This is a genomic window from Chitinophaga sp. 180180018-3, assembly GCF_037893185.1.
Lineage (GTDB): Bacteria > Bacteroidota > Bacteroidia > Chitinophagales > Chitinophagaceae > Chitinophaga.
Genome location: NZ_CP140772.1, coordinates 2,888,279 through 2,914,363 on the forward strand (window position 1 = coordinate 2,888,279; position 26,085 = coordinate 2,914,363).

The window sequence follows — 26,085 nt, forward strand, 5'->3', positions numbered from 1 at the left end:
ATCTTGATGTCTGCCTGATACTGCTAATGAAATTGTTTTTTTTAGCGGAATGATATACTTTCGTTTTCGTTGATCACGTGTGTTTGTTTTTTCCCGGAGTTATCTTTATTGAGACCGTTGCTGTTAGATGATCTTCCATATCCTGTATTTAATCTATAAATGTTTCATAAACAAAAATGCAAATGAACAAGGCAATTTTATTTTCTGCAACTATTGCAGCAGCAATGGCATTTACTGCCTGTGGTGATGGTGGTAAAAAAGCAGGTGGCGACAGTGCGGCCACCGCATCCTCCTCATCTTCCAATGCATCGGCCCCGAAAGACGACAAGTTAAGCGGATTTATGTTAGGCGGTATCTATTTTATCAATGGATACGGTGGCCAGGCGGAAGTCAGCAAAATGATCACCAGCACAGAGAAAGCAGATATCATCAACGACTATAAACAACTGCTCGAATTCCCTTTCAAAACGGATGATGCAGCAGGCGCAAAAAATACACTGAAAGAGTGGTGGAGTATCAACGATAAAGCTGGTCTGGAAAAGAACCTCGACGAGCTGACCAAAGGTAAACCCGACAGTAAGCACAGGGCATGGGATTACGCCCGCCTGGTGAACAATGCCTGCATGGGTTATGCAGCAGGATATCTGACGAAGGAAGAAGCAGAAAAATACGTAGCTGCTGCTTTACCACTCGCCCGCAAGGACTACAAAACCTGGGACGATTACTTCGCCGACTGGATGGAAGGCCGCAAAGCATGGGGTGGTGATGAAAGCCATGCAAAGGAATTTGAAGATCTTTCTAAGAGCATTACCAAAGGAGATCATAATATTTATCAGATATTGCCGCTGAATTAATCAAATAACGGATTTCCAGACCCGAAGGGCCGTGCCGCATTGGTGGTGCGGCCTTTTTTCTGTGATTATCCCGGTTGCAATAGAAAATTTTCCCGAAAATAATATTTGTATTAATGACAATAATTTATGATCTTGGCTGTACTAACTGAATATTTACCGGTTATTCCGGAACAGTGGGCAGTTGTGTTATCATATACCAGCAAATCATCCATAGCGGCAACCATTATCAGCAAAGAATCCATCTTTTAAGAGTCAGCCAATAATGTTATTCGGGGGTAACCAGCCATACAGGGAAGCAGAATTACTGCAACGGCTTGCCATCGCAGATGAAGGTGCTTTTTCTATCGTTTTCAGAGAATACTATGCTGTTTTATGTGCCTTTGCACAAAAAATTATCCAAACGGCTGCCGATCCGGAAGACCTGGTCAATGAAGTGTTTTTAAGATTGTGGAACAGGAGCGAGGTGTTTGAAGATGCCAGGCACCTGAAGGATTTTTTGTATAAATCTACCCGCAACGCCTGTTTTGATGCCCTCAAACGTGCTACCCACAGCAAAGAGCGACAGGCAGTTTTCCTGGAATCCCAGGACGCCTGGGAAACCGCCACTGATCTGGAAATGATCCGCATGGAAGTGTTCAATGAACTCTATCGTGAAATCAGCCAGTTACCGGAGCAATGCGGTAAAATTATACGTATGGGGTATATTGAGGGTTTAAAGAATGAAGAAATTGCCCGCCAACTGGGATTATCTGTACAAACGGTGAAGAACCAGAAAACGAGGGGCGTAATGTTGTTGAAACACCGTCTGCCACCCGAAATTTTCATATTGCTCCTGCTGGTATCTGCGCATTCCTGATTTTTTTTTAAGGGGTTTGGTACTATCCTGATATCATGTCGTATTAATAGAAAGTACAGTGCTATTATGGAGGAACCAACATCCGATGCCCTTTATATAGCGGGGCTTCTCAGCAAGCATTTAAAGGGAACTTTGACTGCAGAAGAATCTTCGCAGTTACATGCCTGGATAGCCGGTAGTGAACAACGTCGCCAATTATGGGAAGACATTAATAATACGGAAATCCAGCAGGCAGGTGTAAAGCAGATCGCCCGGTATAATGAAAACGAAGCGCTGGAACGTTTCCTGGCTAACCATGCACCTAAGGAACCACCGGCATCCCCCAAACGTGTTTATTTCCTGCAGCCATGGAAATGGATGGCTGCTGCAGTGGCTGTTATATTCATTGTTGTGGCTGGTTACTGGTTCCATACTCAACAACAACATTCTCCCGGCATAGCGCATCATGTTCCGGTAAGTGACATTGCACCGGGAAAAAACGGCGCCATATTGAAATTATCTGATGGCTCCACCATCGCACTGGATAGCCTGTCGAACGGAGTGGTTGCCACGCAGAACGGCGCCAGGATTGTACTGGACAATGGCGCACTGGTATACGACCCGGACAAAAGCAAAAGCAAGGAGATTGCCTACAATATTATTACGACCCCAAATGGTCGCCAGTTCCGGTTAAGCTTGCCGGATGGTACACAGGTGTGGTTGAATGCTGCCAGTTCTATTCGCTATCCCACTGTATTTGATGGTAAGCACCGGAATGTGGAGATCACCGGGGAAGTTTATTTTGAAGTGGCTCCGGATACCCGTATGCCATTTGAGGTAACCGTGTTGAATAATGCACGTATCGAAGTACTGGGCACCCATTTTAATGTAAACGCTTACGGGAATGAAGAAATGCAGCATACCACCCTGCTGGAAGGTGCTGTGAAAGTAATATCCCTGAAAGAACATGCCTCCGCGCTTTACCGCAATGGTATTGTACTCCGGCCAGGGCAACAATTACAAATGTCCGAAACTCCCGCCATTATTAACCATGCAGATATAGACAAAATCATGGCCTGGAAAAACGGGCTCTTTGATTTCAATGGAATGGATGTGAAATATGCCATGAAACAGATTGCACGATGGTACGATGTAGAAATCGTATACAAAGGGGAAGTACCTGATATTAAATTTTATGGAAAAATCAGCAGAAATATAAGCCTGGCGGGCCTTATCAAAGGACTGAACAATACAGGTGTGCATTTGCACATCGAAGAAGGCAAAAGACTGGTAGTAACAAAATAAGCATCATTTAAAAAAACAGATTGTCAAACAGGTTGGTCGAAAAAAAGCCGGAAGCAGTTGGAGCTGCTCCCGGCTGGTAGTCGGCTAAACTTAAAATTTCGGTGTAACGAATTTTTTATCAACCAAACCACAACCAAATTTATGCAAAAAATCGCTCATGTAGAACGAAAGGGATGTCTATTGCCGGTCCCGATCCAAATATTGCGGATTATGAGAATTACTACCTTCTTTCTTTTCGCGTCCCTACTGCACGTTTCCGCAAAATCTTTATCCCAGGCGGTCACTATTTCCGGGAAGGATATGCCACTGACAAAAATATTTGATGCAGTATACAAGCAAACCGGCTTCGTGGTATTCAGCAACGACCGGTTAATGGAACGCGCCATTCCTGTCACCATTAACGCTAAAGAAATCCCGCTGCAGGATTTCCTGGAGAACGTATTCAAAAACCAGCCATTGACTTTTTCCATCGACAGTAAAACAATTTTTCTTGCTGAAAAACCTTACCAGTATGAGCATACAATGTTGTATGATTCTACGGTGGTACCCTTGCTGAAAGGAAAGATCCTCGATTCAACCGGTTTGCCTGTACCTGATGTGACCGTGGTGGTACGTAACACCAAACTGGTGGCGGTTACAGACATCCAGGGAGATTTCGTTTTTACAAATGTACCGCGGAATGCCACGCTGGTAGCCACCAATATTGCCTACCAGCGAAGAGAATTGAAGCTGGAAGGAAGGAGTGTGGTGACCATACGGCTCTACGCAGAAGTGAAAAAACTGAACGAAGTACAGGTAGTGGTCAATACCGGGTATCAGTCGCTGCCCAAAGAAAGGGCTACCGGCTCATTCGGCATCGTCACGGGCAAACAGCTGGCGCAGGTACCGGTGGTGAGCATACTGGAGCGGTTACAGGGCATGGTACCCGGCGTGGATATTTCTACCAGAACCACTGCCGGCAAAAGCCGTAACGCCTCCGTAACGATCCGTGGTTTGTCGACCATCAAAAGCGAATACACAAAAGTAAGCATGGATCCGCTGCTGGTAATAGACGGATTCCCTTCCCAGGTATCTATCGCCAATGGCGCACTGGATCTGCTTAACCCGGACGATATAGAACAGATTACTTTTCTGAAAGATGCAGCTGCTGCTTCTATCTGGGGCATCCAGGCTGCCAATGGTGTAATTGTGGTGGTTACAAAGAAAGGCACACGTAATAGTAAGCCGGTGTTTAGCTTTTCCACTACCATGGGCACCAGCAACAGACCCAGCCTGGGTTACGGCGAAATGATGTCGGTGCCGCAATACATCGACCTGGAAAAAGAACTGTTGGGAAAAGGAAGATATACAGACCCGGTTCCGCGTAGTACGCCCGGAAGTTATTATCCGGAAAATAACAGCCAGGTGCAGGCCATCTTTTTCCGGCAGAAGCGCGGAGAAATAACAGAAGCGCAAATGAACGCGCAACTGGCAGCATTGGGCGCTATGGATAACCGCTCACAGATGGAGAAGTACATGATCCAGTCGCCCACTACCCAACAATATAATCTCTCTGTTTCCGGTGGGGGGGTAAATAGTTCTTATTATTTGTCAGGTTATTTTTATAAAGAAGACCGGGTTTACAGAAGTAATACCAACAAGGGATATTCTCTGAAAGCGGGTAATACTTCCAGTTTATTCAATGGCCGTGTTACAATAGCTACTGATCTGACTTTTGGGAATACGAGAGATAAGATCAATAACGCCGCCGTAAAGGCCATGAGCGTTGGTTCCGGAGGTATGCGACCGTACGATATGCTCAAAGACGACGCCGGCAATACGATCTATTATGATCTGCTGACCATTCCATCAACCGCCAGGTACCTTGAAAGCAAAGGATATCTTCCGTTCCGCTATTCACCGCTCGACGAGTTGAAATATTCCAATACGTATAATACCGCTAATAATGTGGCATTGAATCTGGCCGTGAATGGCAATATCACTTCCTGGTTAGGGGTTAATATTTCCGGTAATGTAGGCCGTATGTTTACAGAAAACGAGCAGTATTGGGAGCCAGATAGCTACGACGCCAGGATGTTGGTGAATAAGGCAACCAGTATTAGCCAAACCGGCGCCCGTGTATATGGCGTACCTCCCGGTGGCAGGCTGGATCTCAGCAATGGCCAGGGAAAAAGTTATAACCTGCGCGGACAGATCAATGTAAATAAAAACTGGAAAAACAGACATCAGCTGAATGTGCTGATAGGTAATGAAATCCGCGAATCTTACAGCAAAGGCAGCGGAGAGTTGCGCTATGGTTATGATAAGTCCATCAATGCTTTCCGTAGCGTGAATCCTTTTACCGGATATAAAGATATCTATGGATCAACACAATCGATCGGCCCCACCAGCAGGCCGGTTACTGAAAGTACCACCCGGTCGCTGTCGTACTATGCCAACGGATCCTATACCTTCGATAATAAATATACGGTTTCAGGAAGCGCCCGTTTTGATGATTATAATTTATTGGGTGTTGAACGGCGTAAGCGCGCCATTCCATTGTGGTCCGGTGGTTTGAAATGGAATATCAGCAAAGAAGAGTTCCTGGGCAATATTAAGTGGATAGACCAGCTGTCCGCACGTTTCACTTATGGCTTTAGTGGAAATGCGCCACAGGGCTATGCTCCCGTTACTACTATTAATATACTGGGCGCAGATTACTATACTAACTATACATATGGTATTATTGACAAACCGGCAATGGCAAACCTGGGCTGGGAAAAGACGAGGATGATCAACTGGGGCCTCGATTTTTCTTTCTTTAAAAACAGGCTGTTCGGGTCTGCGGAATATTATAAAAAGCATACGACAGATATCATCTGGCAATTGCCGATTAATGGTACTTATGGTTTTACATCTACCTTATTCAATACCGCTAACCTGGAAGGCCATGGGGTAGACCTGGGAATCAATGTAGTGCCTGTCTGGAGCCGGAACTGGAAATGGACGGCCACTATCAATATGTCTTACAACACGAATATCATCAAAGACATACGTTTCGAAAGGCCTACTACCTATTTTGCGCCAGAGATGCTTTATTCAGGTTATCCAACCGATTACCTGTTTACCTATGCCTGGGCAGGACTGGATAATACTGGTCAGGCGTTGATTTATAACGGCAACGACCACACGAAAAAATATGCTGTATCGGAGTTTCCTTATGAAAATGCGCGTGTGTATGCCGGCCGGACTACCTCTCCCTGGTTTGGAAGTTTCAGCCATTCTGTACAATACAAGGGCTTTGACCTCAATGTACAGTTCCAGTGCGCTTTTGGCGGTGTTTTCCTGAAGCCATCCCTCCAGGACCTGGGATATAGTAATAATCTTTTTGCAGGAAGAAACGGTGACCTGGCCAATCGTTGGAGAAAGCCGGGCGATGAGGCTTTTACCAATGTGCCGGGGTTGGCATTTGGGGCCAATACTAATTTCTACACCAGCAGTGCACGATACAGGGAATCAGATTTACTGGTAAGAAGTCGCAGTAATATCAAATTGCAACAGGTAATGTTGTCATATACTATTCCTGCTGCCTTACTGGGTAAGGCCGGTCTGAAGAGCGTAACCGTTTCCGCGCTGGCCCGCAACCTGGGTATGATCTGGGCAGCGAATAAAGAAAAGCTTGATCCTGATTATCTCTACGTTACCGGGAACAACTATCAGCTTCCTCCGTTAACCAATTACTCTTTCAGAGTGGCACTGAGTTTCTAAATCATTAAACTACAAAGTATGCGTCCATATAAAATAGTTGTTGCTTTTTTATTAGTTACTGTTGGTATAACTTCCTGCCGTAAATACGTGGAAGACGTGCCCATACAGGGTCAGCGGGTGTTGGTATATACAGATGATTACCGCGCGCTGATGAATGCCAGCGGCGACAGGCAGGAAGTGGCATTTGGACTGGCTCCATTGATGAGCTCCGATGATGTGGATCTGATTGCTCCGGAGATCCAGAATAATTTTAAAACGAATGTGGTGCAGTCGGCCATTTATACCTGGCATAAACCCTTTTACACGGATCTTAATCAGGACAACGACTGGAATGTGCTCTATGCTGCCATGTATACCTATAACGTAGTAATAGATGGTGTAATGGACAGCAAAGGAGGAGACCAGTTGTTAAAGCAAACGATCTTATCGGAAGCGCTGATGCATAGGGCCTTCACTTATTTTAGCCTGGTTAACCTGTATGGAAAGCAGTATGATGCTGCCACTGCTGAAACAGACCTGGGAGTGCCTTTAATGCTCAAAGCTGCGCTTTTCGTGAACTTAAAAAGACCATCGGTAAAACAGGTGTATGAGCAGGTATTGAAGGATATCAGGGTTGCTATTCCGATCCTGCCGGTTAAACAGGACATAAATTTCAGACCGAATAAGGCATCGGCTTATGCATTGTTGTCCAAAGTATATCTCAATATGCGGGATTTCGCTAATGCCGCTGCTTTTGCCGATAGCACGCTGGACTTATCCGGCACGCTGTACGACTATAACATCGCTTTTAACGGGGGGAATTTTATTTTCCCTTCCCAGTTTGAAGATAAGCAGATCCTGTTGCGGAAAGTTCCCCGCATCACCTTTGGCGCGCCGCAGTTAAGTCAGGCGATGCTCGATCTGCTGGGTACCAAAGATTTGCGCTATCGGCTTTTTGTGAGATCCGGTAATTCTTTCCGGCCTGCATTTACAGGCCAGGGTTTCTGGTCGCGCGAGAATTATTCCGGTTCGCCGGATAAGTCGGCAGTAGGCCTCTCTGTAAATGAAACCTGGCTGATAAAAGCAGAATGCCTTGCCCGCGCAGGTAAAAAAGACGAAGCTGTAAATATGCTTAATACACTCCGCAAGTTACGTTTCCTGCCCGCGGATTATGCGGACATTAGCGCCGCCACAGCAGCGGAAGCATTGCAGCTGGTAGTGGATGAACGCCGCCGTGAATTCTTTGGCTCAGGCCTGCGATGGTTCGATCAGCGCCGGCTGAATAAAGATCCGCAGTTCGCTAAAACTGTCAGCCGGGCATTTAACGGTAACACCTATACGCTGACGCCTAACAGCAATAACTATGTATTTCCACTAGCCAATATTCTCATTGCCCAGAATCCGGAAATAGAACAAAACCCATAGTAAAAGACAGGTTTACATCTACCAAAAAAATTATAAAATAAATGGAAAGTATTGTCAGAATTGAAAAGTTATCCCACAGATACAGTACCTCCTGGGCCATCCGCGATATTAACATGGAGATTAGTCCAACAGGTATTGTAGGGTTGCTCGGCTCAAACGGTGCAGGAAAATCTACCACCATGAATATTGTATGTGGGGCGCTGAACCAGACAGAAGGCGATGTTTACATCAATGGCATTAACACGAAAGAACATCCGCAGCAGGCAAAAAGAGAAATCGGCTTTCTCCCGCAGAATCCTCCGCTATACATGGATCTGACGGTAGACGAATACCTCCATTATTGCGCCGGTCTGCGGCACCTGCCAAAAGACAATATGAAACCCGCTATAAAGGAAGCGAAAGAACGTTGTGGTATTGATCATTTTAGTAAAAGGCTGATCCGGAACCTCTCAGGAGGTTACCGGCAGCGCGTAGGCATCGCGCAGGCGATTGTACACCGCCCCAGGCTGGTAGTGCTGGATGAACCTACCAACGGCCTGGATCCTAATCAGATCATAGAGGTACGGTCGCTGATCAAAGATATTGCCCGCGACAGAGCCGTTATTTTTTCTTCGCATATTCTTTCCGAAGTACAGATACTCTGTAAAGAAATCAGGATGATCGAAAATGGAAGGATTGTTTTCTCAGATACGATGGAAACCTTCAATAACTACGTGGAGCCACACAGCGTGCTGGTACACCTGGAGAACCCGCCGGTGGAAGCGGAGCTGGTGAAAATCAACGGCGTCACCAAAGTAGATTTTCTTACTGAAAGACAGCTGCGCATTTATTTTTCCGGTGAACAGGACATTGCCGAAAGGATTGTTGCAGCATCTGTACATAACGGCTGGCGGCTTCGGGAAATCAGTCTTGATAAAAGTGCGCTCGACGAAATATTTAAGCAGTTATCCCATCCATCATCAAAACAATAACCGATTAATGAAGACGATATTAAGAATAGCCAAAACAGAGTTACGTACCCTGTTTTACTCACCCATTGCATGGTTTTTAATGATTGTATTCCTCATCCAATGTGGCGTAATATACCTGGGTGTACTGGAAGCAATAACACGGGAACAGGATGCCGGTGGAAAGTTTTTTGGCAGCGTGATAGAATATGTTTTTCTGAGTAACCAGGGATTATTCGGAGTGGTGTTGCGCAACTTATACCTGTACATCCCGTTGTTGACGATGGGATTGATCAGCCGGGAAATCAGCAGTGGTACCATCAGGCTGTTGTATTCTTCGCCGATCCGGGTAAGAGAAATTGTGTTGGGGAAATTTCTGGCCATGATGATCTACAGTCTTTTGCTGGTGGGGATTCTGGCTATCTTTATTGTTTCCAGTCTGTACCAGGTAGTATCTCCTGATACCGGTATGCTGATGAGTGCGCTGCTGGGAATATACCTGTTGCTTTGTGCTTACTCGGCTATTGGATTATTTATGTCGTGCCTGACCACTTACCAGGTAGTGGCGGCGGTATGTACATTTGTGATGATCGGTTTGTTGTCGTACGTTGGCACACTCTGGCAGGATATTGCATTTGTGCGGAACCTGACTTATTTCCTGTCTATTTCCGGTCGTACCGGAAAAATGCTGACGGGGCTTATTACATCAAAAGATGTCATCTATTTCCTCGCTATCGTTTATCTTTTTCTCGGGCTCAGTATCTATAAAATAAAAGCAGGCATGGAATCCAGGCCTGCGATGATAAAAGTGGGGCGATATGCTTTGGTAGTTGTATCCACGCTGGTTATCGGTTATTTCAGCTCTATTCCTTCACTGGTGGGCTATTATGATGCCACCCGTGCAAAGGCGAGAACACTGACACCCAATGCACAGAAAATTATAAAGGAGTTGGGAGATGAACCACTAGAAGTGACCGCTTATAACAATCTGATGGGGCGCTACTGGGATCTGGGTAGTCCTGACTCGTACAACCGCAATCTGGCACGTTGGGAACCCTATACACGATTCAAACATAATATTGAATTGAAAACGGTTTTATATTATGATTCGGCTTATGACAACCCTGGCATGTTCCGGTTTTATCCTGGTAAAACATTAGCACAAGTGGCGAAGCAATATGCTGATAGTAAGGATCTTTCGATGGACCAGTTTAAAACGCCCGCCGAAATACGGAAGGTTGTAGACCTGAGGCCGGAGCTGAATCGCTATGTGATGCAGCTGAAATATAAAGGAAGAACTACTTTTCTGCGGGTGTTCGACGACAACATGCAATGGCCGGGTGAAACGGAGGTGTCGGCAGCATTTAAACGATTGCTGCACGCGCGGATGCCGAAAATAATTTTCCTGTCAGGACATCTGGAGAGAAATATAAATAAGATGGGAGACAGGGAATACAAGGTGCTCACCAACCTGACAACTTTTCGTAATTCACTCCTGAACCAGGGATTTGATGTAGATACGCTCTCATTGGATACCCAACAAATTCCGACGGATATCTCCGCTTTGGTGCTCGCAGATCCTAAGGTAGCACTGACCGCCACAGATATAGAAAAGTTACAGCAATACGTTAACAATGGCGGTAACCTGCTGGTAGCAGGAGAGCCGGGCAAACAAGCGATATTGAATCCTTTTCTACGGCAGCTGGGAGTACAGCTGATGGATGGCATATTGGTACAAACCAGCAAAGATCTGCAACCTGAGCTGGTAACGCCTTATCTCACTGCTACCGCTGCCTCATTTTATCCTGCGTTGGTTCATGCCCATCATGATAGTGCGATGGTGTCGATGCCACGTGCAACAGCACTTTCTTTTACCGATACCGGTGCATTTACGATTAAGCCATTGCTGACAACAAATGTAAAAACCTGCTGGCTGAAAAAAGATAATCTCGTTACCGATTCTGCGGAGGTTGTTTTTTCGCCGGAGAATGGAGATGAGCGTAAACCTTTTGCCACCGCAGTAGCCCTGACGCGTAAGGTGAATAATAAAGAGCAGCGTATCATCGTAACCGGTGATGCGGATTTTATGGGGAATGCCGAGCTGCAGCGTTTTAATATGAGGGCGGCGAATTTTGTATTCAACACTGCCTTGTTTAGCTGGCTCAGTTATGGAGAATTTCCGATCGATAGCACCCGTCCTAAGCCGGAGGATACCGCCGTGTTGCTAACAAAGGGGCAGGTGAAATTTTTACGGATCATTTATGTGTGGGTGTTGCCGGGGCTTTTGCTCGCCTTTGGCGCCATATTGCTTATCAGGAGGAAAAGGAAATAATTTTTTAATTTTTTGTAAGATGATTTTTAATACAGATAAGCAAACCCTTACTGATCTTAATATACTGGGAAAACCAGGTGCTGACTCGGTGTATACTGTTTTCAGCGATACCAGTACACAAGGCGGTGCGGCTATACTGGAAAATATGTTCAGGTACCCGCTGGCGGATATGGCCGCAATCAATAGTAGAAGCAGCAAGATCCGGTTCTTTCAGTCTGTTAATGCTGGTTTCCCTTTCAGAAGCGGTTTGTTTGATGTGATAGAAGTTTACCTGGCTATGCAGGACGACCGGACCCGTTTAGCGCCGGAGGATAACACGCTGGCGAGAAAACTCAATCATCTTATAGCGGCCGATAATAATTATAAAGCTATCAGCGACGGTATCCGATCGCTGATAGAAATGCTGCATATGCTTCAGGGGTTCTTTATTCATATGGCCACAATATCTGACGATAACCCTTACCAGGCGGATATGGAGGAAATGATAAACATCCTCCGATATCCGGCCCTGGAACCGGTATTAAAGGAGCAGGCAGGCAATAAGCTGTCTTACGCCAAAGTAGCGGAATACGACCAGTTGCTGCGGTTCCGGTTCAGGAATGAGCTTAGCAGGATATTATCCCTCATCTATCATTTAGACGTGTACGTTACAGTGGCACGGGTAGCTACAGAAAGGAAATTTGTATTCCCGGTGGCGTTGGATGCGGGAACTCATCAGATGCGGCTGGAGGGTGTTTACCATCCCCTGGTAAAAAATGCGGTGGCCAATAGTATCCATATCACGCCGGAGAACAACGTTATTTTTTTAACCGGCGCTAATATGGCGGGGAAGTCCACCTTTATGAAATCGTTGGGTATCGCCATGTTCCTGGCGCATATGGGCTTTCCTGTTGCCGCTGCAAAAATGGAGTTTGCCGTAAGGGAAGGTATTTATACCACCATTAATTTGCCGGATGATCTTTCTTCCGGCAGCAGCCATTTTTATACGGAGGTATTGCGGATAAAAACAATTGCCAGGGAACTAGCCAAAGGAAAGAGCCTGTTCCTCATCTTTGATGAACTTTTCCGGGGCACCAATGTGAAAGATGCTTATGAAGGCACGGTGGCGGTGACCGCCGCTTTTGCAGAAAGAGAGCATTGCATCTTTGTAATTTCTACTCATATAACAGAGGCTGGAGAGGCGCTGAAAGCGCAATGCAATAACATCCGGTTTCTATTTCTTCCTACAAAAATGGAAAATAATAGACCCGTTTATACGTATCAGTTAGCCGAAGGAATTACCACCGACAGGCACGGCATGGTTATTATCGAAAACGAGGGAATCCTGGATATCATCAGCAAAAAAAATAAGAACGCATGAGTTTTTACGCAGACAAACAAACGCTCGATGATTTGAATATTTCCGGCAGGTACAACAGCAAATCCATTTATCGTATATTCGATCACGTTATTACCGATGGCGGCAGAAAGTTGCTGGAGCATATGTTCCGGCATCCACTGGCAGATGATAAGGCTATCAATGAACGCAGCTGCATATTTCAGTACTTTGGCCGGCATGCAGTAGCATTTCCGTTCAGTAATGAAGCATTCAGCGTGGCAGAAAGTTATCTTAGCTCCGGCGTTAGCGGTAGTATACCGGCAACAGCCTGGAATATTGTATCCGGGAGGTTGCTTAAAACGATGATACGCGACACCCGCTATGACCTGCTGATAGCCGGGGTGAGTAAAACGATTGCTTTACTGAGAGCCTTCAGGGATTTTATTTACAAATTAGAAGAACAGGAAGCCTATAACCCTATCCAGGGGTGCTTTGAACAAGTCCGGGGAATTTTCAATGATCATCGGCTGCAATGGCTCAACGACACGGTTGATTTAACGCGGATGCCGCTGCGGAAGCTTATACAATATGATTACCAGTTAAGAACAGGATGTCAGGAAGAAATGAAGATCCTGATAAACATTATCTACCAGCTGGATGTATATATTTCTGTAGGCACAGTGGCACGAACAAAGCAGTTCTGTTATGCAAAGGCGCTGCCCAGGTATAAAAATGTCATCAACATAGATGGGTTGTTTCATCCCTCATTGGAAAAACCAGTATCAAATCACATTTTATTCGAACAAACAAGTAACGTTGCTTTTCTTACCGGCGCGAATATGGCAGGAAAATCTACCTTTATGAAGTCGTTCGGTATTGCCGTTTATCTTTCCCATATGGGCTTTCCGGTAGCGGCAGAAAAAATGGAGTTTTCCGTGAAAGATGGTCTTTTTTCCACGATCAACGTACCCGATAGCCTCGAGCATGGTTATAGTCACTTTTATGCAGAAGTATTGCGGGTGAAAAGCGTGGCGGAGCAGGTGGGGCAGTCAAAGGATCTGGTAGTAATATTCGATGAGCTATTTAAGGGCACTAATGTGAAGGATGCATTTGATGCCACACTGGCGATTACAGCTGCTTTTTCAGCGCATACCAATTGCTTTTTTATTATTTCCTCACATATTATCGAGGTAGGGGAAGCCCTGAAAGAACAGGGTGGCAGCTACCAGTTTCTATACCTGCCAACCATCATGGAGGGCAACATTCCCAGGTACACCTATCAGTTGAAAGCGGGTATCACCGCAGATCGCCACGGGATGATCATTATTGAAAACGAAGGATTGATAGGGCTGATCCGTAAGCGGGAATAAAGTTATACGTTTTAATATTGTTTTCCCTACTTTTGCCCGCTAAACAGGGAAAGATTATATGTCTACAAAAATTACAGTAAATAACAATGGTTCACTGAAACTGGAAGGTGAATTCGAAATCGTTGATAAAAACGGAAATCCTTACGACCTCGGTGGCCGGGAAGCCGTTAGCATCTGCCGCTGCGGTTTATCAGCCAATAAGCCCTTCTGCGATGGATCTCATAAGGGTCATTTTGAGCACGAAGCAATCGCCTTTGCATTGCCTCCGAAAAAATAAGAAACAGTCTTTAGCCTTTAATAACCGAAGCGAATACATCCGCACCGGTTGCTAAAGGCTAAAGGCTCTACAGATACATCCAATGATCAGAAACAACAAGCTGCTTCTTCCGCTTTTCCTGGGCTTTTGTGGCACCGCCATGGCGCAGGAGAAGACAGATTCCCTTACCACGCGTCATCTTGATGAAGTGATTGTGCAGGAAAACAGGCTGGCGGCGCCTGTTAAGGACGTGAACCGGAATATTACCATCATCACCCGGAAACAGATAGCGGCCATGCCCGTGCATTCACTGAATGAGGTGTTAGCATATGTACCCGGACTGGACGTGCGGCAACGTGGTCCTGGCGGAATACAGGCAGATATCGGGATAGATGGCGGTACTTTCGATCAGACACTTATCCTTATTAACGGGGTGAAAATCACCGATCCGCAAACCGGCCATAATATCATGAATCTGCCCATATCCCTCGCGGATGTGGATCATATTGAAGTGCTCAGAGGAGCAGCTGCCCGCGTATATGGTATCAATGCGCTAAACGGCGCTATTAATATCGTTACCCGTAAAGCTACCGAAAGCGGCGCCACTGTGAATGCCAGTCTGGGCAGCAGCTTCAAACGAAATGAAAATGATAAGCTGTATGGCGCCTATTCATTAGGCGCAACGGGAGCACTGGTTGCAAAAAATGTGTCTCAGTCTCTTTCTGCAGGCAGAAATCAGGGCAACGGCTATCGCTACAATACGGCATACGACAACTACCGGGCTTTCTATCAGGCGTCTCTTCACAATGATTCCCTTCATCAGTACAACCTGATGGCCGGATTCGTAAATAATAACTATGGCGCCAACGGCTTCTATTCTTCTCCGGGAGATCTGAATTCCGAAGAAACCGTTAAAACACTGCTGGCGGCCGTCAGCAATACTTCACAGCTGAAGCCAGGCTGGGTGATGAGTCCACGTATCAGCTACCGCTATACGAAAGACGATTACATCTATATCAAACCGGATAAATACCGTAACCTCCACAATACACATGTGCTCGACGGAGAGTGGAATAATACATTTACCACCCGCATCGGTACCTTCGGCGCCGGCGTGGAGGGAAGGTACGAGCATATTAAAAGCACAAGCCTCGGTAACCACGACAGAACCAATGCAGGTGTTTTCGGCGAATATAAATCGATCGCCGACCGCCGCTTTACCTTTTCACTGGGAGGTTACCTCAACTACAACTCCGCCTATGGATGGCAGTTCTTTCCCGGTGCTGATGTTGGTTTCGCCATCATACCGGGCATGAAGCTCTATGCCAATGCCGGAACGGCTCAACGCCTGCCTACGTATACTGATCTTTATTACAACGGTGGCGGGATACTGGGAAATGCCAACCTGAAGCCGGAAAAGGCGGCATTTGTAGAAGCCGGACTGCGTAAATTCAGTGGAAAATTCTCCTGGTCGGCCTCCGCATTTTACCGCCAGGTCAGCAACTTCATCGATTATGTAAAAGATACGAGCGGTGGGGTGAACCCGGCCACACTGAAATGGCAGGCGGAAAACTTTCAGCGTGCAGATATCACCGGGTTTTCCCTGAATGCCGGTTATACCACCACTTTCCGCGCGCATACCGTAAATGGCATCGGCGTGAATGCCGGATATAACTACCTTTCGCCTTCCTTCAAAGGTGATGCCCTGTCTGCAAAGATATCCCGTTACGTGATCAATAACCTGCGTCATCAGTTCTCTGCCAATGCACGTGCGGAATTGCTGGAGCATTTCAGCATTTCGGCTGGCGCCCGTTATTGCATGCGGGTTAACTATAAAGACTATACGCTGCTGGATGCAAAAATTGCGTATAAGCAACACCGTTACCAGGTATTTGCGGATATAAACAACCTGCTGGATGTTACCTATGTGGAAGCTGGTGCTGTGCCTATGCCTGGCCGCTGGACCACGATTGGCGCATCTTTCAGCTTTTAAAAGATATTGCCTGATAAAGCAAGGGCAGTAGCATAATAATGCTGCTGCCCTTTTTTATAGACAAAAACCAACTAAAGGCCTCACTGGCTGATCACACTGGCAGAAACCACTCCCTTTACACCAGTTCTGATGAAAACGGTATACACTTTTCCTTCTTCCAGCAGGAGATGGCTTAATGCCTGCTGATCCACGTTTACCGGTGTATTATTTTCTCCCGTATTGATCACCACGGCAATCGTACCTGCGTTCACGTTAGTGAAAGGTGCACTGTCGTATGCAGCTCCCTGCAGATTGCTGCCACTTGCGGCGCCATAAGGTATAGCATTGGAGAGGGGCGTAGTAGTGCCATTTTGCAGTATCGATACTTTAACGGCAGGGAGACCATAGGCGAGATGTACGAAACGGAGTTTAGCTTTACCGGCGGGAGGGGCGGTCAGATCGTCGTATACCAGTATCAGGGTATCTTTTGAATTGTCGTAGCGTGTTGCTGCCGCAAACACGGTATGATAGTATCCGGGAATAGGGCCATTAGGCCCGCCTGTGGCCGAATATGTGGCGCTGTTCCCGAACTGGCGGGATATTCTGTAAGAAGTGCCGCTGCCCTCCGTGACATTGATTTGTACGTTCCCATAGGTAGCGGTCACATAAGGAGAAGCGGTGCCCGGTAATACGGGGCTGGTTGTTACCTGTTGTGTGAATGTCCAGAACTGTATACCGGTATCGGCTATACGAGCATTAACAAAGCGGATATTGGCGGAAAGCGGAGGGCGTTCGCCGGCTTTCACATCCAGGTAGTCGGTTTTATGGCAGGCAGCGCCTGTCAACAGTATGAAGCTACTCAGGATCAGTAATTTATTTTTCATGAGCATTTTTTTAAAGGCTTAGAAATGAGCATATAGTCTTGCAAACGGCTGTATCCCCGCGCTGCCATTCTGCATACCTACTATGGTGGGATTACGTAATCCGGAGATGGCCGCATCGGTATAATCGCCGAGTACATTGAATACGTTGTTGACGCCAACGGTTACTTCTACGGCTTTTGAGATATGATAGCCGGCAGACAGATCAGTAACCCAGATGGGGCTCAGCTTCTGGAAATAATAATCCGGTTTAGGAAAGTTCGCGTTTTGAGCGGTGGCGGTGGTTACTGAGCCGAAGTAAACGGTACGCGCCAGGAATGTAAACCGGGAGTGATTTAGTATAGCCTGCAGCGTTATCTTCTGCTGTGGTATATTGGTGGTTACGCGGGCTTTTTCTGCTTCACTGAATATGACGTAACGGTATTTCTCCAGCCCTTTGGGCGTATTGACGGTGGTTACTTCGTTCTTCACGAAATTGCCGCCTGCGAGGATATGAAGACTCCCTTTGCGTAAAGGCACCTTGTAGCTGCCTGTAAATTCAATACCCCTGGTGCGTGTACTGAAGGCATTGTAGAAGAATTTTGTTTGCGTGGTACCCGTCTGCAGCAGCAATGCACGCACATCGGCCGGCAGGTTAGGATCGGTGGTGGAGAAGTTGCCGGTATTGCCCACGCGGTTCCGGATATCGATCTGGTAGGCATCTATACTCAGTTCGGCGTTGTGTACGGGCTGCGAGGTAATGCCTGCAGTATAACCGGTACTCCTTTCGGGGGTAAGCGAAGGGATGCCCAGTGCCCGCGTGGCGGCGCTTTTATTCGATGCTGTTACAAGATCTACTGCGCGGCCCTGCTGAAAGGTAGTGGAGGTTTCCGTATAGTAGAACTGTGCAAGGTCCGGTGCTCTGAAGCCGGTATTGGCGGAACCGCGTATGCTCAGCCAGGGCGCAAAGGTATAGCGGGTGGCCACTTTCCCTGTGGTAACGTTGCCGAAGTCGGAGAAGTTTTCCGCCCTCACGGCTCCTGATACGAGCCATTGTGGCGTAAGGTTGATTTCTGCATCTATGTAGCCCGCAACGATAGCGCGATTGGCGCTCACTTCATTGGAAGGGCGGAAGCCGGCATGTATCTGGGATCCGGGCGAGAGACCATTCAGTGCTACCAGTCCGCCATCGGCCAGGTAGGGGATACCTGCCACCGATGTATCTATCCGGTAAACAGGCCGCAGGTCTGCTTTAATATAAGAGGCTTCTTCTCCTGCAATGATCTGGTAGGTTTCTGTGCGGTATTGGGCGCCGAATGCGAGATTGAGGCCTTTCAGCACCTGTCCGAAATAGCGGCTCACATCAAAACTGGCAGTGTTCTGGGCAGCGTTGTACCTGCCTGCATCGAAGCTGGTAGGACTTTTAAGCCCCATGCTGGCATTCAGCGAATTGCTGATCACATTACCAAAATCATTCTTGCCGTAGACATTGGATATATCCAGCTTCCATTCGCCGGCCCTGGCTTTCAGGCCTACGGCAATGGATTTGTCGGTGATACTGTTGTCCATGGCTGGCAGGAAGCCATCAGGATACAGGGAGGTGTTGTTGCGCTCTGTCCACCCGGGCAGGCGGTACACCGCGGTGAACTGGGAATTCCGGTGACTGATACCACCGAAGGCATATACTTCCGCCTTGTCACTAACGGGAATGGCTGTATTAAAAAACAGCAGTGCATCTTTAGCTTTGTTGGAACCTCCGCCGCGCTGATCGAAAAAGTGCCGGTCAATGCCCCGGCTTTTCAGGATCGCATCGTCTGTTTCTTTGGTGTAGATGTTGTCGTATCCCCTTGTATTGGCGCCTCCGCCGTAGATGGGGCCATTGTATAGCCCTGCATCATCGCGCCCGGGCTGTAACGCGATGCCCTGGGTGGCAAATTCCACGGTGGCGTTCAGGTAGCCGCCACGGTCGCCGATTTTTACGCCGTAGTTGATATTGGAGCGGGTGGTGGCGCCATCGCCGCGGCGCCTGACACTGCCGGTGCTGCTGACGATTACGCCGGTGGCTTGTTTCTTTAAAACGATATTGATCACACCGGCGATGGCGTCGGAGCCGTATTGTGCGGCGGCTCCGTCGCGCAGAATTTCAATACGCTCAATCGCTCCGGCAGGAATGGCATTCAGGTCGTAGCCGGTGGCGCCGTTGCCCAGGCCGCCCCAGTTGATGTTTGCACTTTTATGCCGGCGCTTACCATTCACCAGCACCAGCAGCTGATCTACCCCCAGACCTCGTAACTGGGCCAGGTTAAGCGCCGAACCGGCATCTCCGGCATTGGTGCCGTTTACCGAATGGAAAGAAGGTGAAATGTATTGCAGCAGCTGAGTGATGCTGGTTTGCGGCGCTGCTGCCTGTATGGATTTAATATCGATAATGTCTACCGGTACGGGAGAATTCAGCCGGGTACGGTTGGTGCTGCGGGAGCCCACTATCTGTACTTCTCCGAGCAAACTGGTTGTATCGGTGAGGCGTTTGTTTTGCGCCGAGGTGCCAGTGAACAATAATAGCAGCGCAGATGCAGGCAGTATAATTTTTTTCATGCGTTGGTTGATTTTTATGGTTGATGACGTGCCGCTTTGAACCGGTCGTCGGTAAGCGCTACCAGGAAGGCTTCCAGCTCGTCCATTTCTTCCTGGTTGAGATTCAGCGGCTTGCTGAGCGACAGATCACGATGTATACCGTCGTGTACTACCTTGTTCGGATCGTTGTAATAAGCGATGACTTCTTTCAGTGTACGGAACATACCGTTATGCATATACGGAGCGGTGACGGCTACATTGCGAAGTCCCGGAACTTTGAAAAAGCCCATGTGGGCGCTGTCTTTCGTAACATCAAAACGACCGGGATCTTTCAGGGTGGTACCGTTATACAGACCGATGTTTTTGAAACGATCAGCCGTAAAATCTTCTCCCGAATGACAATTATTACAATTGGCCTTTCCGATAAACAGCAGGCGGCCTCGTTTAGCCGGTTCCGTTAGTGCGTTGTCGTCGCCGGCAATGAACCGGTCGTACGGACTATTGGCGGTTTCCAGTGTACGTTCATACGCAGCCAGTGCCTGGCAAAGGTTCTGGCTGGTAGCAGGGGCATTGAACACCTGCTGAAATAATTGCTGGTAGCTTTCATTGTTATTCAGTCGTTGTACGGCTTCTTCAACAGTCAGCCCCATTTCATCCGGATTGATGATGGGTTGCAGCGCCTGTTCTTCCAGCGAAGCGGCACGCCCGTCCCAGAAAAAGCTGGGGCGGCCGGAGAGGTTGGTAATGCCTGGCGTATTCCTTTTCGTATGGGCGTGGCCGATACCTCTGCTGAAAGCAACGGTATCAGCAAATCCGAACTGGGGGAGGTGGCAGGAAGCACAACTAATACTGCGATCTTTCGACAACAGGGTTTCAAAGAATAGTTTTTCTCCCAGTTGCGCCCGGGAGGGAGGGCCGGCTTCGGGCTTGCTGGTCCTGAATCCTGCAGCTATCATGCCTGCGCATAGCATGCCCGCGAAAATGAAAATCATTTTTCTGCACTTCATGGTGGTTTAATTATGTCGGCAAAAGATGCCTGGAGACAACTGGTGGGAAATGTTGCCTGTGTATTGGTTGATCAAAAAAGTTTGTTACTGTAAGGAGATGTAAACAGGTAATGGTTATTGGCATTCCCCGGAGCAGGGCCATATTGCCGCTGCTCCGCAGGAACTATTCAATGGGGTAGTTGAAATAATGAATGAGTACTATTTGGCGGCGGCCACCAGTTCTACATCGAGGTCGAAGTCGTCGTAGATGGCTTTATCGCCCAGGCCTTCAAAGAAGCTTTTAGAGCCATACCTGATATTATATTTGGTACGGTCTACCTTAATGGAAGCTTTGGCAGTGAGCTTATTACCGGCAACGCTAACAGTGGCGGGGAATGTAACAGGGTTGGTAATTCCCTTGATAGTAAGATTTCCCGTTACTTCGTAGTTGTTGCCGCCTTTGGGAACGATGCTGGTAGTGCTGAAAGTAGCTGCAGGGAATTTCTCTACAGAGAAGAAATCTTCGCTTTTCAAATGTCCCAGCAACTTGGCGTTGCTGCCTTCATCTTTGATATCGGTGACAGCAATGCTGCGTGTATCGAGAGAGAAGGAACCATTTTTCAGCACGTTTCCATCTAATTCCAGTTTGCCGTCTGCAATATTGATAGTGCCCTGATGTTGCCCGGTCACTTTTTTGCCTGTCCAGTTCAGTTTGCTCGATTTCCCGTCGACCAGGAAAACAGTGGCTTTCCGGGATACAACAGTGTTGGTTGGTTGTTTTTTGTGACCGTTAGCAGGTGTAGTGAACGACATCAGCAATACGGATCCTCCGATAAATAACAGTGATGCTAATCGTTGCATATGTGTGTGTTTAAATTTGGTGCTAATTTAAGTGTGGCCGGCGGATCGGTGTTTATCGAATTGGGAATTTAATGTTAAAATTATTTTTCCGCAATCAGTTCGTCCAGGTCATGGTTCCATTTAGCTACGTATTCCTGGTAATACTGACCGGTTACTTCGCCGGTATAACCGGTATGTATCTGTCTTACTTCACCTTTGCGGTCAATCAGGATGGTGGTAGGAAAGGCCATCATACGGTTGAGCGCCGGAAGCTTCTCTGACGCCACTTTCTTATCAGCAATGCCACCAAAAAGAATATCATATTGTATGTTGTATTTTTCTTTTAATTTCCCCAGTGTATACTGTGCATACGCCAGGTCGTCTTTCTGTTCAAATCCAATAGCTATCGCTTCCACGCCGCGATCCTTGTTCTTATTGAACCAGGGGGAGAGGAAAGAGGTTTGGTCTGTACAGTTAGGACACCAGGTGCCGATGATCTCTACGATCACCACTTTGCCTTTGTATTTTTCATCACTCAGGGAAATATTTTTACCATTCAGATCGGGCAGGGTGAAGTCCAGCTTTTTGTATCCTTCTTTCAGGTAGGTCAGTTTATATGGATCCGGCAGTTCGGCATTGGGATTTTTTTCGCCGTCGAATTTGATGTTGTTGTAGATACCAAGACTTAATTCGCCGGTAAGGGATTTATCGTCGTTGATATGCCCTTTGATATAAATCGGGCTGGGTCCGGTAAAGCCGGAAAGCTCGAATTCATTGCCGTGTACGGTGCCTTCCAGTTCGCGGCTGTCGCCCACTACAGACATTACCACGCCGGTGAGTTTATTGCCCTGTTGTTTCAGCAGGCCTATGCGGTTGGGAGTAGGTTCCTTGCTATAGATCTTCAGATCCCATTTGCCGCTGATATCGAAGGCCGGTGCGGCTTCTGTGCCGGGCTCCGCAAAGCGGTAACTGTGGCCGTATTCCGCGGTGAAAGGAAGGGCATTGCCGCGGAAATTGGGAACCAGGCTCCGGTATTCCCCGGTAATTTTTCCATCAGACTCAATTTTGGCCACCAGTGCGGCGTCGTAGGTATTCATCTTTATAAATAAAGAATCATTACCCAGGCGTTGCACATGGAAATTGTCGCGGCGCGTACCGTTAATAAGCGTAAATGTGGCGTGTGCCGGATCTTTCCCCTTTAATTCAAAGTTAAACGGTACCTGCGATTCACTCAGGGTGAATACACCCCGCCAGATACCTTCCTTTACAAATGGTTTTTTGGGAGCAGCAATAGTAGCGTTGCTGAAAAGTCCTGCCACCAACAGGCTGGTAAGAAGAAATGGCTTATGCGTTTTCATGGTTTATATGATTGGTTGAATAATAATGCAATACAATACTTTCCCGGTTCTGGTGGGGCGACCAGGGTATGTAACTAATAATAAATCTGGTGGTGACTGATGGAGTGGTGGCTTTTATCAGTAGTGGTGGAACAAAGATAGAAGGGGAATTTGTTATTTCCAAATAAAAGTCTATAAATTTTGTAGACTATTGATTAGAATTACGAATTCGTAATTCCAATCAATGGTCTATTTTTGCGTTTTGAACCAATTCATTCACCATCATCATTACTCATTCTTTTGACGAAGTCTGTTTTCTTAATAACGCCACCATTCACGCAGCTGAACACGCCGTACCCGGCTACCGCATACCTGAAAGGTTTTCTGAATACAAAGGGTATTGTTTCCTTTCAGGCCGATCTGGGGATTGAAGTAACCCTGGAGCTCTTTTCGCACCGGGGGCTGACGAAGCTGTTTGAGGATATTGCAGCAGCACCTCCGGAAGCGGTATCGGAGAATGTGGCGCGCATGCTGGCGTTGCAGGACGACTATATTCAGACCATCGACGCTGTGATCCTGTTCCTGCAGGGAAAGAACCCCACGCTGGCGCACCTGATCTGCAAGCGCGATTACCTGCCCGAGGCTTCCCGCTTCGCTCAGCTCGACGATCTGAACTGGGCCTTCGGTTCCATGGGCATGCAGGACAAAGCCAAGCACCTGGCTACGATGTACCTGGAAGACCTGTCGGACCTGATCATGGAATGCGTGGACCCGCACTTTGGGTTTAGTCGCTATGCGGAGCGCCTGAGCCGCTCTGCCAATAGTTTTGATGAATTGTACGAAGCCTTACAGGAAGAGCATACTTATATAGATGATATATTAACAGATCTGCTGGCAGCGCACATGGAGCGACTGCAACCAGTTATGGTGGCCATTTCGGTGCCCTTTCCCGGCAACCTCTATGCCGCGCTGCGTTGCGGGCAATGGGTGAAAGCGCATTACCCGGATGTAAAGGTGGCGATGGGGGGCGGCTTCCCCAATACAGAGCTGCGCTCCCTGGCTGATGCCCGCGTTTTCGAATTCGTGGATTTCATCACGCTCGACGACGGAGAGGCCCCGCTCGAGAACCTGCTGCTGTTCCTCGACGGAAAGAAGAGCACAGAGGAGCTGAAACGTACCTTCCTGCTGGAAAACGGGACAGTAACCTATGTGAATAATAAAGCTGTACATGATTACAGGCAATCGCAGCTGGGAACACCGGATTACGGCGATCTGCTGCTCGACAAATACATCTCTGCCATAGAAGTAGTGAATCCCATGCACAGCCTCTGGAGCGATGGGCGCTGGAACAAGCTCACGATGGCGCATGGCTGTTATTGGGGAAAATGTACTTTCTGCGATATCTCCCTGGATTATATACGTGTATATGAGCCCATCACGGCTTCGCTGCTGTGCGACCGTATGGAAGCCATCATTGCCCAAACAGGGCAAAACGGGTTCCATTTTGTGGACGAAGCGGCGCCGCCGGCCCTGATGCGGGCACTGGCACTGGAGATTATCCGGCGTAAGCTCACCGTGAGCTGGTGGACGAATATCCGTTTCGAAAAGAGTTTCACCAGAGACCTGTGCCTGTTACTGAAGGCATCGGGCTGTATCGCCGTATCGGGCGGCCTGGAAGTGGCATCCGACCGGTTACTGGGGCTGATACAGAAGGGGATCACGGTGGCCCAGGTGGCCCGCGTGAACAGGCATTTCACGGAGGCGGGCATTATGGTACACGCATATCTGATGTATGGATTTCCTACGCAGACGGCGCAGGAAACCATCGATTCGCTGGAAATGGTGAGGCAGATGTTCCAGGCCGGCATCCTGCAATCGGCCTTCTGGCACCAGTTTACCATGACGGCCCACAGCCCGGTAGGACTGGAGCCGGAAAAGTATCAGGTGCAGAAAGAAACAACGGCGACCGGCGCCTTTGCAAATAACGATATTATGCATAAAGATCCTACGGGAGCCGACCATGCGTCGTTCAGCTATGGATTGAAGAAATCGTTGCTTAACTATATGCACGGCGCCTGTCTCGATTATCCCTTATCGAAATGGTTCGAGTTTAAGGTCCCCAAAACAGGGGTGGCGCCGGATTATATCGTGATGGCTCTGTCGGAGGAGGAGCCGGAAACGCAGAAACCGACTTCCAAAGTGATATACCTGGGCAAACAGCCTTCCATGGAGATCATCACCAAATCAAAGAAAGGAAGTACGTGGGAAATGTCTTCCTTTACCTTCCAGGGTAAAAGGGAAAAAGTGAATATCAGCGTACCACCGGAACAGGGGCAATGGCTGTCGGCGATGCTGACACAGCTGTCGGTTGTCAATGCGAAGGTGCATACCCTGCAGGAAGTGAAGGAAAGCTATGAAGCCGCCGGTCTGGACGACTTTGAGCTTTTCTGGGATAATAAGCCGGTAAATACGCTGTACAAACTGGGATTATTAAGGCTGTAAACATTTGATCGTATCCCGGGGAAAATCCCGGTATTAGCCATGAGTAAAAAGTCAAATATTTGTTTAAACTAAACTGACTTAATCATGAGTGATCAAATGTCCTTAGCTGGCTATGGTTGTAATAGCCAGGGTTACCTGAATCCCAATACCCAACAACTGGACTACAACATGCCCTTTACCGGCGATCCGGGCACAACCGGGATGCCTGTGACCGTGGGCGCATTTTTCGGGATGCTGAACAATTTTTTCAAGCTGCTGGTAGACAATCCACAGTACGCTCCTGCTTTCCAGGGACGGTTCTATGTGGATTTCAGTAAAGCTTCGTTATTTCGTATCCTCAGTCAGTCGGGCTGCGAATTTGTTCGTTTCCATTTTGCGGTACCGAATGCCGATAGCAAGATTAGCCTGGTAGCGCATGGATTGACGGCCGATAAAGAGATACTTGGTTATGACCAATTATTGGCTAAGGCCACCAACAACGACATGACACCAGCCTTCCTGGATCCGGCCATCGAAGAACGTGGTAACGGAGATCCGATTCCGGGAGTGCTGTTAGAACTTTTCCGGTTACTCAGGGAACAAGGTTCGCCGCTGGCAACCGTTGATCTCGACGCATTACTGGGATCATAAAAAAATCACACCTAAA

At 47.7% G+C, this 26,085-nt stretch carries 18 protein-coding genes; 13 read left to right on the forward strand and 5 right to left on the reverse strand.

Features of this window, described 5'->3' with window-relative positions; all coding sequences use genetic code 11:
• Positions 1 to 182: 182 nt before the first annotated feature.
• From UNH61_RS11335 to UNH61_RS11385, 11 genes are all read left to right on the forward strand, one after another.
• Positions 183 to 854: a DUF1266 domain-containing protein gene (locus UNH61_RS11335; RefSeq protein WP_339070992.1), complete on the forward strand. Its 672-nt coding sequence runs from the start codon at positions 183 to 185 to the stop codon at positions 852 to 854.
• A 262-nt stretch (positions 855 to 1,116) separates the two neighbouring features.
• The gene (locus tag UNH61_RS11340) at positions 1,117 to 1,710 is read left to right on the forward strand and encodes an RNA polymerase sigma-70 factor (protein WP_339070993.1); all 594 of its coding nucleotides are present in this window, start codon (positions 1,117 to 1,119) and stop codon (positions 1,708 to 1,710) included.
• Between the two features lie 66 nt (positions 1,711 to 1,776).
• Positions 1,777 to 2,994: a FecR domain-containing protein gene (locus UNH61_RS11345; RefSeq protein ID WP_339070994.1), complete on the forward strand. Its 1,218-nt coding sequence runs from the start codon at positions 1,777 to 1,779 to the stop codon at positions 2,992 to 2,994.
• A gap of 210 nt (positions 2,995 to 3,204) precedes the next feature.
• Positions 3,205 to 6,741, forward strand: a complete 3,537-nt coding sequence (locus tag UNH61_RS11350) for a SusC/RagA family TonB-linked outer membrane protein (RefSeq protein ID WP_339070995.1) — start codon at positions 3,205 to 3,207, stop codon at positions 6,739 to 6,741.
• A gap of 18 nt (positions 6,742 to 6,759) precedes the next feature.
• Positions 6,760 to 8,145, forward strand: a complete 1,386-nt coding sequence (locus UNH61_RS11355) for a RagB/SusD family nutrient uptake outer membrane protein (protein ID WP_339070996.1) — start codon at positions 6,760 to 6,762, stop codon at positions 8,143 to 8,145.
• Positions 8,146 to 8,186: 41 nt separating this feature from the next.
• Positions 8,187 to 9,116 (forward strand): ABC transporter ATP-binding protein, encoded by a 930-nt coding sequence (locus UNH61_RS11360; RefSeq protein ID WP_339070997.1) that lies wholly within the window; start codon positions 8,187 to 8,189, stop codon positions 9,114 to 9,116.
• 7 nt (positions 9,117 to 9,123) lie between these two features.
• Positions 9,124 to 11,424: a Gldg family protein gene (locus tag UNH61_RS11365; protein ID WP_339070998.1), complete on the forward strand. Its 2,301-nt coding sequence runs from the start codon at positions 9,124 to 9,126 to the stop codon at positions 11,422 to 11,424.
• Positions 11,425 to 11,443: 19 nt separating this feature from the next.
• Positions 11,444 to 12,784, forward strand: coding sequence for a DNA mismatch repair protein (locus tag UNH61_RS11370; RefSeq protein ID WP_339071627.1), 1,341 nt, complete (start codon positions 11,444 to 11,446; stop codon positions 12,782 to 12,784).
• Entirely contained in the window at positions 12,781 to 14,112 is a 1,332-nt protein-coding gene (locus UNH61_RS11375; RefSeq protein ID WP_339071629.1) for a DNA mismatch repair protein, read from the forward strand. The genes UNH61_RS11370 and UNH61_RS11375 overlap by 4 nt, the downstream gene beginning before the upstream one ends.
• A gap of 58 nt (positions 14,113 to 14,170) precedes the next feature.
• On the forward strand, positions 14,171 to 14,389 hold the full coding sequence (locus tag UNH61_RS11380) for a CDGSH iron-sulfur domain-containing protein (protein WP_339071631.1): 219 nt from the start codon (positions 14,171 to 14,173) through the stop codon (positions 14,387 to 14,389).
• A gap of 82 nt (positions 14,390 to 14,471) precedes the next feature.
• A complete protein-coding gene (locus UNH61_RS11385; RefSeq protein WP_339071633.1) occupies positions 14,472 to 16,361 on the forward strand; it encodes a TonB-dependent receptor in 1,890 nt (629 codons plus the stop codon).
• Between the two features lie 80 nt (positions 16,362 to 16,441).
• Here UNH61_RS11385 and UNH61_RS11390 read toward each other — a convergent pair whose 3' ends face one another.
• The 5 genes from UNH61_RS11390 to UNH61_RS11410 all read right to left on the reverse strand — a co-directional run bounded on the left by UNH61_RS11390 (position 16,442) and on the right by UNH61_RS11410 (position 22,958).
• Positions 16,442 to 17,224, reverse strand: coding sequence for a DUF4397 domain-containing protein (locus UNH61_RS11390; protein ID WP_339071634.1), 783 nt, complete (start codon positions 17,222 to 17,224; stop codon positions 16,442 to 16,444).
• An 18-nt stretch (positions 17,225 to 17,242) separates the two neighbouring features.
• On the reverse strand, positions 17,243 to 19,795 hold the full coding sequence (locus UNH61_RS11395; RefSeq protein WP_339071635.1) for a TonB-dependent receptor: 2,553 nt from the start codon (positions 19,793 to 19,795) through the stop codon (positions 17,243 to 17,245).
• Between the two features lie 14 nt (positions 19,796 to 19,809).
• Entirely contained in the window at positions 19,810 to 20,781 is a 972-nt protein-coding gene (locus UNH61_RS11400; protein ID WP_339071638.1) for a cytochrome c peroxidase, read from the reverse strand.
• Between the two features lie 198 nt (positions 20,782 to 20,979).
• Positions 20,980 to 21,621 carry a YceI family protein gene (locus UNH61_RS11405; RefSeq protein ID WP_339071640.1) on the reverse strand — a complete coding sequence of 214 codons (642 nt, stop codon included), beginning with the start codon at positions 21,619 to 21,621 and terminating at the stop codon, positions 20,980 to 20,982.
• Between the two features lie 80 nt (positions 21,622 to 21,701).
• Positions 21,702 to 22,958 (reverse strand): TlpA disulfide reductase family protein, encoded by a 1,257-nt coding sequence (locus tag UNH61_RS11410; RefSeq protein WP_339071643.1) that lies wholly within the window; start codon positions 22,956 to 22,958, stop codon positions 21,702 to 21,704.
• 279 nt (positions 22,959 to 23,237) lie between these two features.
• Here UNH61_RS11410 and UNH61_RS11415 point away from each other — a divergent pair, with 279 nt between their 5' ends.
• Together UNH61_RS11415 and UNH61_RS11420 are read left to right on the forward strand one after the other, a co-directional pair.
• Positions 23,238 to 25,439: a B12-binding domain-containing radical SAM protein gene (locus UNH61_RS11415; RefSeq protein WP_339071645.1), complete on the forward strand. Its 2,202-nt coding sequence runs from the start codon at positions 23,238 to 23,240 to the stop codon at positions 25,437 to 25,439.
• Between the two features lie 84 nt (positions 25,440 to 25,523).
• A complete protein-coding gene (locus UNH61_RS11420; RefSeq protein ID WP_339071648.1) occupies positions 25,524 to 26,069 on the forward strand; it encodes a hypothetical protein in 546 nt (181 codons plus the stop codon).
• Positions 26,070 to 26,085 lie beyond the last annotated feature (16 nt).